The sequence below is a fragment of the Candidatus Kuenenbacteria bacterium HGW-Kuenenbacteria-1 genome (assembly GCA_002839745.1).
In the GTDB taxonomy this organism is placed as follows: domain Bacteria; phylum Patescibacteriota; class Patescibacteriia; order UBA2591; family PGYQ01; genus PGYQ01.
The window spans coordinates 1-4009 of the sequence record PGYQ01000024.1 but is presented as its reverse complement, the minus strand read 5'-3'; the positions used below and the strand labels follow the sequence as shown (position 1 = coordinate 4009).

The following is a 4009-nucleotide window of genomic DNA, read 5'->3' as shown; positions in this document are numbered from 1 at the left end:
TGACATTTTATTTATTAAATTAAAATTATTAAAAAACCCCTTATACTATATCACAAAAGTGCCAAAATCAAGCACCCAAAATGTCTATTAACCCTAAAATTATAATCCAAAATGTCATTTTAGTCTAATTTTTTAAATTGACAAAAAGGCCAAAATATGGCATATATTTTATATGGAAATACATATAAAAAAGAATTTATATGAAATAAAACAATTTGTTATTTTTGTTATTTTTTTAAGCATTGTAATTTTTATTGTCGCTACTTTGGGACATTTTATTAATAATATAGAAATTATTTTATTTTTTCTTACTACTTTTTTAGTTCTTATTTCTTTTTCTCAATTTTTTAAAGGAGTCAAATTTTTTTTTAAAGATAAAACAGCAAATATTGACACATTAACTGAAATAGCTATTTTAATTACCTATTTTTATAGTGTTATAGCTGTTTTTTTTATTGCTAACGGAAAAATTTATTTTAGCACAACAGCTTTAATTATTTTATTCATGACTTTGTTAAAATATATAAAATCTAAAATAAAAATAAAAAAAGAAAAAACAATTAAAAAATTAGAAAATATTATTTCTGAAAAAGTTAGAGTGATAAAAGGGGATCAAGAAATATTTATTTCTAGAATTTCTGTAAAAAATACTGATACAATAGTTGTTTATCCAGATGAAATAATTCCAGTTGATGGTATTGTTGTAGGGGGGGTTTCAAGTGTAGACGAGTCTTTAATGAGCGGAGGAAGTTTGCCAAAAGAAAAAGAATGTGATGACATAGTGGTTAGTGGAACAATTAATAAATATGGAACATTAAGAATTAGACCTATGAGAGCAGGAGATGATTCCACTCTTTTTCAAATTATAAATTTAATTAAAAAATCCATAAGAGAACGGCCAAATTTTCAAAGCTTTGAAAGTCGAATTTCTGTATATATTTTGCCAGTGGTATTAATAACTTCTTTATTGAGTTTTCTTTTGTGGTTTTTTTCAGCAGAAAAATCATTTTTATTTTCTTTTATTATTTCAATGTCTGTTTTAATTTTAATTTGTCCTCCGGCTTTGGGTTTTGCGGCGCAACTTCCTTTTGCTTTTAGTTCTCGTTTGATAAAAAAAAGAGGAATCCTTATTAAAGATAAAAGGATAATAGAGACGCTTAATAAATTAAATGTAATTGTTTTTACAAAAACAGGAGTGGTAACATTTGGTAAACCAAGAGTAACAGAAATAATTCCAAATTTTAATTTGTTAAAACCATATTCAGAAAAGAAAATTTTACAAATTGTTGCCAGTTTAGAGCAAAAATCAAAATGGCCATTAGCTCAAACAATTCTTTCTTTGGCTAAAAATGAAAATGTTAATTTTTTAGAATGCAAAGAATTTAAAGGCAGGCAAGGTTTTGGCGTGGAAGGGGTTGTTGACAATAAAAAAGCTTTTTTAGGAAATCAGATGTTAATGGAAGAATATAAATTTGATTATTCAAATTTTAATAAAAAAATAGAAGAATTAGAAATGAGAACAAGAACAGTTTTAATCGCTGCTTATGATAATGAAGTAATTGGCTTAATTGGTATTTGTGATGTTTTAAAAGAGAAAGCCAAGGAAGCGGTAGAAAATTTAAAAGATATGAATCAACAAGTAATTTTAATTTCTGGAGATACATATAGAACAACAAGGGCGGCCGCCGCCGCTTTAAATATAGAAGAAATTTTGGCTCAAGTTTTACCGAACGAAAAAGAAGATAAAGTAAAAAAAATTCAAATGAGTAAAAAAATAGTGGCTTTAATTGGAAATGGGATTGGTGATGCTCCGGCTTTGGCTCAGGCTGATGTGGGAATTGTTTTAGGGAAAAGCTCAAAAATAGAAGAAGAAACAGCAGACATTATTTTGCTTAACGATAATTTAATGGAAATTCCTTGGGTGATAAAAATTTCTAAAAAGATTTTAAAAAAGGCAAGACAAAATATATTTTTAGCGCTTTTTTGCAGTATTTTATGTTTGCCAATAGCGACTGGTTTTTTTTATTCTTCAGCAGGAATTCTTTTAACGCCGTTTATTGTAAATTTTTCAATACTTTTAGGAATGTTTTTAATAACAGCAAATTCGTGTTTATTATTTTTTGACAAAGAATTAACAGAGGGAATTTAAACATACAAATATATTTTTATTTTTTTAAAAAATATGGTAAAATTAATAAAATTGTTAATTAACAATATGGTAAAACAAAATAATAATAAGGGTTTTGGTTTAATTGAATTATTGGTTGTTATTGCTATTATCGCTTTATTATCTACTATCGCCATTGTTTCTTTAAATGGCGCTAAAGAAAAAGCTAGAGATGCAAAAAGAATTGCTGATACAAAACAAATAAGAACGGCTTTAGATATGTATTTTAATGAAAAAGAACTTTTCCCAATAATAACAGAAATTATTACTTTAGGGGGAGGAGATGCTGTTTGCTTGGATAAAAATGGATTTGCAATATCATGCGAAGAGCCGATTTATATGAAACCAATTTATCCTGCGCCTTTTCCGCCATTAAATAATAAATATACTTATATTTCTACTAATAGCGGTAATGATTATCAATTGTCTTTTACTTTAGAAAAACCAAATATAAATTTGGGCGTAGGAATTAATTGTATAGCCACAAAAGACAAAGTTGAATGTAAAGAATAAAATTTGAATTAATTTACTATTTAAAATTTAAAATTTCTTTATGTTTTGGCTTAATTTATTACATATTTATCAACCACCTCAACAAAAGGAAGAAATTATTAAAAAAATAACATTAGAAAGTTATTCTAAAATTTTAAATATTTTAAAAAAACATCCAAAAGAAAAAATTACTTTAAATATTAATGGCTCTTTAACTGAACAATTTGCTCAATATGGATTTAAAAATATTATTGATGATATTAAAAAATTAGCTGAAAAAGGACAAATTGAATTAGTCGCAAGCGCCAAATATCATCTTATTCTTCCTCTTGTCCCAGAACAAGAAATTATTCGTCAAATAAAATTAAATAATGAAACTAATAAAAAATATTTTGGGGAAATTTATCAACCAAAGGGATTTTTTATTCCTGAATTAGCTTATAGTTTTAAAGTGGCTAAAATTTTGAAAAAATTAGGTTATCAATGGATTGTTTTGGATGAAATAGCGCACAAAGAAAAAAAAACGCAAGATGAAAATAATTTTTATCAAATAAAAGGATTAAATAATTTTTATGTTTTTTTTAGAAATCGAAAAATTAGTAATTTATTTTTTACTGGTGAAATAAAAAATTCCAAAGATTTTTTTAAAATTTTATCTGTTAAAAGGCAAATAAAAAATAATGCTTTAATTACTGCTTTGGATGGAGAAAATTTAGGGCATCATCAGCTTAAAATGGCTGAAATTTGGCAAGAAATTTTAAATTCAAAAAAATTACAAACAATGACCTATTCTGAATATTTGGCTATGAATTCAATGAAAAACATAAAAGAGGTTGAACCTCAAGAATGTAGTTGGGCTTCAAAAGAATCAGAATTAAAAAAAGGAGTCCCTTTTGCTTATTGGAATAATCCAAATAATAAAATTCATCAATTACAATGGAAATTGACAAAATTGGCTATTAAAATTGTTTTTCAATTAAAACAAAAATATTCTGATACTTTAAAATATCAAAACATTAGAAAAGAATTAGATCAATCTTTATTTAGTTGTCAGTATTGGTGGGCGACCATGGATCCAAATTGGAGTCCCAGAATGATTAAAAAAGGAGCTGAAAAATTATTAAAAGTAATTGAGTTGGCTTATGATGCACAATTTGTAAATTTAGATTTTTTTCAAAAAGCAGAAAATCTATATAATAAAATTATTTTTACAACAAAAGAAACTCAAAAAAATTCAAAATTTAAAATTTAAAATAGTACTATATAGTACTCATAGTATATAATGGTTAAATATATTTATCAAAATATATTGCATTAATTTTTTAACTATTAAACTCTATGAGTAAAAAA

Annotated in this window: 3 protein-coding genes; all 3 read left to right on the top strand. The window is 25.2% G+C overall.

Annotated features, from left to right (window positions below):
• Positions 1–172: 172 nt before the first annotated feature.
• The 3 genes from CVV26_03440 (at position 173) to CVV26_03430 (ending at position 3911) form a co-directional block, all read left to right on the top strand.
• Positions 173–2149, top strand: a complete 1977-nt coding sequence (locus tag CVV26_03440; GenBank protein ID PKL71969.1) for a hypothetical protein — start codon at positions 173–175, stop codon at positions 2147–2149.
• A gap of 66 nt (positions 2150–2215) precedes the next feature.
• Positions 2216–2680, top strand: a complete 465-nt coding sequence (locus CVV26_03435; GenBank protein PKL71970.1) for a hypothetical protein — start codon at positions 2216–2218, stop codon at positions 2678–2680.
• A gap of 40 nt (positions 2681–2720) precedes the next feature.
• Positions 2721–3911, top strand: coding sequence for a hypothetical protein (locus tag CVV26_03430; GenBank protein ID PKL71968.1), 1191 nt, complete (start codon positions 2721–2723; stop codon positions 3909–3911).
• Positions 3912–4009: the final 98 nt, after the last annotated feature.

Bases quoted from the DNA above. Each gene is read 5' to 3' on its own strand.
- CVV26_03435 (PKL71970.1), top strand. From the start codon at position 2,216: ATGGTAAAACAAAATAATAATAAGGGTTTTGGTTTAATTGAATTATTG.
- CVV26_03440 (PKL71969.1), top strand. From the start codon at position 173: ATGGAAATACATATAAAAAAGAATTTATATGAAATAAAACAATTTGTT.
- CVV26_03430 (PKL71968.1), top strand. From the start codon at position 2,721: ATGTTTTGGCTTAATTTATTACATATTTATCAACCACCTCAACAAAAG.